Annotated in this window: 3 protein-coding genes; all 3 read right to left on the bottom strand. The window is 54.7% G+C overall.

Annotated features, from left to right (window positions below):
* The coding region (locus RTK32_RS19005) for an aminotransferase class I/II-fold pyridoxal phosphate-dependent enzyme (protein WP_312046731.1) at positions 1-707 on the bottom strand (707 nt) is incomplete at its 3' end.
* A 514-nt stretch (positions 708-1221) separates the two neighbouring features.
* Complete coding sequence (locus tag RTK32_RS19000; protein WP_312046729.1) at positions 1222-3612, bottom strand: glucose/quinate/shikimate family membrane-bound PQQ-dependent dehydrogenase; 2391 nt, start codon at positions 3610-3612, stop codon at positions 1222-1224.
* Between the two features lie 147 nt (positions 3613-3759).
* On the bottom strand, positions 3760-4915 hold a 1156-nt coding region (locus tag RTK32_RS18995; protein ID WP_312046727.1), incomplete at its 5' end, for a TonB-dependent receptor domain-containing protein.

Below are 4915 nucleotides of genomic sequence, written 5' to 3'. Positions count from 1 at the left end.
TACTTGTAGCCGGGCATGATCACCTCGGCCTGTGGCGCACGACCATGCGTCTGACGGTCAAAAGCATCCACCCCCAGTCCGTGAAACTTCAGGCTGCGGACGCGTTCGGCCAGCTTTTCATCATCGGTTACGATCAGGCCGCCTTCCGCACAAGTCATGTTTTTGATGGCGTGAAAGGAAAAAATGGCCGTCCCGTTTGCGCCGACGTGACGACCCTTGTAGTAAGTACCGGCCGCATGGGCGGCATCTTCAATTACCGCAATGCCATAACGTTCACCCAGCGCACGAATAGCGTCAATATCCACTGGCGCGCCCGCGTAATGCACAGGAACGATCACTTTAGTTCGCGGGGTAATAGCGGCTTCAATTTGTTCAGGCGTGACCATCAGCGTGTCGCGGTCAATATCGATCATCACCGGCTCGGCACCCAATAGCGCGATCATATTCAGGGTGGAAACCCAGGTCAGGGAAGGCGTAATGACCTCGTCCCCGGCCCCGATACCCAATGCCATTAACGTTACGTGCATGCCGGCCGTGGCTGAGCTAACGGCGATGGCATGCTGGTTGCCTGTCAGCTCGCAAAAGGCTTTTTCCAACTGCTGGTTTTTAGGCCCGGTGGTTATCCAGCCGGAGTGCATGACCTCACCGACGGCAGCCAGTTCAGCCTCGCCCAGTGCAGGGCGTGAAAAAGGGAGAAAATCGGACATTGTTAATTTTCCTTTCATAATCACCTTATGAAACATAGCACAAATTGTTCAACAAACCCTCAACCATCCAGCTTATTGCCTGATTTTAAATAACATAAGTTGATGATAGTTTTATGACCACATCCGGAAGCATTTACAATACTACTAAATAACACTGGTAAACGGAGACAGTGTGACACGGTTAAACCGTATCTGAATCAACGGTTATTGAACGATAAACGAGAAAGATGGGGAAATGGTTAAGAGGAGCCAGGATAGTTAACAGCGAGGAGATAAAAGAAAGTTTGGTTGAGCAAAGGTTTACTTTTGACCCGTAAATGCGCTTCCGCCTTCATTAAATGAAGGGGACAGCGGACAGTAAAAACCCAGGACAAAGAAGATTGTTTTAGAAAATGACCCGATGGGAGAAAAACGAGCCTGTTTATCTCCTCATTTTTCCAAAATAAAAAGGGCATCCCGCCTGGGATGCCCTTCTGGTGACGTTTGCTTTACAGCAACACTTTGTCAGGTAACGTTATTTCGCGTCATCCGGCAGCGCATAGGCAACGATATAGTCGCCCAGTTTGGTGCCGAAAGAACCGTGACCACCCGCGGCAATCAGCACGTACTGTTTGCCGTTCACTTCATAGGTCATTGGGGTTGCCTGGCCGCCAGCTGGCAGACGAGCTTCCCACAGTTTTTCACCGTTAGTGACGTTGAACGCGCGCAGATAGTTATCCGCCGTTGCGCCAATAAACATCACGTTACCCGCCGTAGAGATTGGGCCGCCCAGCATAGGCATACCCATTTTGAACGGCAGCGGCACTGGTGAGCTGTCGCGAACGGTACCGATGCGTTTTTTCCACACGATATCGTTAGTTTTCAGGTCAACCGCAGAGATATAGCCCCATGCTGGCTGCTTACAAGGGAAGCCCAGCGGAGACAGGAACGGGTTCAGGGTCACGCCGTACGGCACGCCGTACTGTGGCTGAACGCCGGTTTCGCTACCGCTACCGCCTTTGTCGTTCTCGTTCGGCCACATCGGGTTGTTTGGACCACGTGGGATCAGACGGGAAACGAACGGCAGCGCCATTGGGTTGGTAACGGCAATCTGACGATCGGTATTGACAGAGATACCGCCCCACTCGAACATCCCCAGGTTACCCGGGAATACCAGCGTGCCCTGCTCTGACGGTGGTGTGAACGGGCCTTCATAACGCAGGCTGTGGAACATCACGCGACACATCAGCTGATCGTAGATCGTTGCGCCCCACATATCCGCACCGGACAGCTTGTTTTTCGGACGGTAAGTCAGTTCAGAGAAGTGCTGAGTAGGAGACAAACGGTCGCCTTTTGCCGGTCCCTGAGGAACAGGCGTTTCTGGCGCAGGCACCACTTCTTTGCCGCTACGACGATCCAGAACGAAGATATCGCCGGTTTTGGTTGGCACATAGATAACCGGTACGCTGTTGCCGCTCTTATCGGTGATATCTGCCAGCGTCGGCTGGGCAGGCACATCCATATCCCACAGGTCGTGGTGAACGGTCTGGTAGAACCAGGCCACTTTACCGGTGGTTGCATTCAGCGCCAGCATGCCGGTCGCGTAACGTTCCATTTCCGGTGTGCGGTTGCCGCCCCAGATGTCTGGCGTAGCCACGCCAATTGGCAGATAAACCAGATCCAGTTTGGCATCGTAAGCAGCAGGTGCCCACGAGTTAGGTGAGTTAGCTACATAGTGCTGCTCGCCTTCCGGTACCACGTTCGGATCTTTCGCGCCCGGGTCGAATGCCCACAGCAGTTTACCCGTGTTGACATCGAAACCACGCACCACGCCAGAAGGCTCTTTAGTGGAGTAGTTATCGGTTACCGCACCAGCCACCACGATAGTGGTATCGGTGACAATCGGTGGAGAAGTTGGCTCGTAAGCCCCCGCACGCGCGTTAGGCATGTTCTGCTGCAGGTTCAGCTTGCCGTTTTCGCCAAATTCAGGGCAAAGCGCACCGGTTTCCGCATCCAGAGAATACAGGTGACCATCGTTCACTGGCAGGATAACGCGACGTGCGCAAAGCGCAGGCTTGCCGCCAGCAGGCACATTAGCTGCGGCTGGTGTTTCATGGTAAGAAACGCCACGGCAGGTTACGTGCTGGAAGGAAGGATCGGTTTTCAGCTGCGGATCGAATTTCCACTTCTCTTTACCGGTAGCCGCATCCAGCGCAAACAGGATCTGGTGAGGCGTACAAAGGTAGAGGGAATCACCGATTTTAATTGGGGTGACTTCGTCAGTCATCTCGCCCGGATCGGTTGGGCGCTTCATATCGCCGGTACGGAAGGTCCACGCTTCTTTCAGCTGACCCACGTTTTTATCAGTGATCTGCGTCAGCGGCGAGTAGCGAGTGCCGGCCTGAGTACGGCCGTAAGCTGGCCAGTCGCCGGCTGCAATGCCATCAGCCGATTTGCCAACGTTTGCCGCCTGCTCGGTGCTGAGTGAGCCGTTGATTTCCTGGGGATCGTTAAACACGGCGTAAGCCAGCGCGATCACCGTCACCACCAGCACCGCACTCAGCGCGCCGCGTGCCGCTTTGCCATCAGACAAGCCACGGTAAACGAAAGGCAGCACCAGCCACAGGCCGAGGAAGAACGTGACGTCAAGACGCGGCGTTAGCGCCCAGAAGTCTGAACCGACTTCCCACAACGACCAGATAAGCGTTGCCAGCAGGAATACCGCATACAGCATCAGCGCTGAAGAACGGCGACGGAACAGCAGCCAGGCGACAACCAGTTCCACTACACCCGCGATGATGTAGTAGAACGAGCCGCCGAGTTTGGCCAGCCAGATACCGCCAATCAGCAGATATAACCCGCTGAGTGCGGCAAATACAGCCGTAAGGATCACGAGTTTCCGTGATAACGGTGCTTTACTTTGCATAGTATGGACCTTACCAAAATTTAACGTTTTCGATTAGGCACCGGCCTAATCGTAAAAAAACACCCGGTTTTACACTGCTTATCCATCCCGGTGTCTTGAACCGGCCGCCAGGCTTACGTCCGACGGCAGGCTGTTCTGGATTAGAGTTTACATAAAGGTATAAGTGAGCGTGGCGCCGACGCCGTAGTTACGTCCCGGGGCCGGTTCGTAGTAGCGTCCATTGCCTTCATTAACGATGACCGATCCGACGTATTCTTTATCAAACAGGTTATCGACGCGGGCAAAGGTATCGAGCGACCACTTGTGCCAGTTAAAACGATAGCCGCTATTCAGGCTGGCGACAGTATAGGAGGGCGCTTTTGCGTCATTTTCATCGTCGGCCTGAATACTGCTCATATAGCGAACTTCCGCACCCGCGTGCCAGCCCTCTTCCGGTACCCAGCCTAAAGAAGCGTAGCCCATATTCCGTGCCACGCCCGGCAGGCGATTGCCGGAAGGCGTACAGCTGCCGCTGTTATCGCAGGTGTCGTTGCGGTAGGTGGCGTCGAGGAACGTCCAGGCCATTTTGAGCTGCCAGTTTTCAGCGAACTGCTGATCAAGCCCCAGCTCCAACCCACGGCGCCGGGTTTTTCCCGCGTTTTTATAGACGGAACGACCGCCGCTGCTTTGCGCGACCACCAGCTCGTTGTCAGTATTGGTCTGGAACAGCGCAGCGGTAAACAATCCGTAACCGATGCGGGTTTTGCTGCCCAACTCGAAGGTGTCGCTGGTCGACGGCTTCAGACCCAGATTCAGGCCGGTCTGGCTGCCGCTGACGGAGCGGTAAGACAGCTCATTAATGGTCGGGGTTTCAAAACCGCGACCGGCGGAGAAGTAAAGATTAGAGGCCTCCGTCAGCGCATAATTCAGCGATCCCATCGGCAACAGTTTGTGATAGCGCTTGCTGCCGCTGTCGTCACCGTTGCCTGGAGTCACATAATAGTCAGTAGAATCAAAGCTAACGGTGCTGTAGCGCAGCCCGGCATCGAGCGTCCATTTTGACGTCAGATCCCAGCTGGTTTGCAAATAAGGATCGAGATTCCACATCACGTTCTTTTCGTTGCGGCGCGGGTTACCCTTCTCGCCCAACAGCGTGCTGCCGTTATCAATCCGATAGTTTTCAAACCCCTGACGGCGTTCGGTCAGGGTTTCATAGTCCAGGCCACCGGTCAGGCTGAACGGCACGGAGCCGAGCCGATCGTTATGCTGCCAACGCGTATCCACACCCGAATATTTACGTTCCAGCACGATCACGCCGCCCGGA

The organism is Erwinia sp., assembly GCF_031978025.1.
Lineage (GTDB): Bacteria > Pseudomonadota > Gammaproteobacteria > Enterobacterales > Enterobacteriaceae > Erwinia.
The sequence above is the reverse complement of the archived record's forward strand: the minus strand, read 5'-3'. Positions and strand labels throughout refer to the sequence as shown.